A 360-nucleotide genomic window follows, 5' to 3' on the forward strand; every position below is an offset into this window, starting at 1 on the left:
TATACACTTGACTTGTTTGCACAAGTTCAGCTTAAAGGAATGTTCTAATTCGCGTTTGTTTCGTTTCGATATCTAGTTTTCAAAGAACAAGCCAAATAGATGAAATTGTTTGGTGGAGCCAAGCGGGATCGAACCGCTGACCTCCTGCTTGCAAGGCAGGCGCTCTCCCAGCTGAGCTATGGCCCCTCATCAAATTCCATCAAAACTGAACAAATGGATAAGTAACTGTGTTGCTGTTGCAGGTTCTGAGAACCTGCATATTTGAATGTTTCCGTTGCAGGAAACGATTCTCCATAGAAAGGAGGTGATCCAGCCGCACCTTCCGATACGGCTACCTTGTTACGACTTCACCCCAATCAT

Annotated in this window: 1 tRNA gene and 1 rRNA gene; both read right to left on the reverse strand. The window is 45.0% G+C overall.

Annotation, left to right across the window (positions count from 1 at the left end):
- Positions 1–110: 110 nt before the first annotated feature.
- A tRNA-Ala gene (locus EL84_RS30565) sits at positions 111–186 on the reverse strand.
- A gap of 111 nt (positions 187–297) precedes the next feature.
- Positions 298–360: ribosomal RNA gene (locus EL84_RS30570) — 16S ribosomal RNA — on the reverse strand; the annotation flags it as partial.

Origin of the sequence: Paenibacillus sp. VT-400 (assembly GCF_001029205.1) — a bacterium.
Lineage (GTDB): Bacteria > Bacillota > Bacilli > Paenibacillales > Paenibacillaceae > Paenibacillus > Paenibacillus amylolyticus.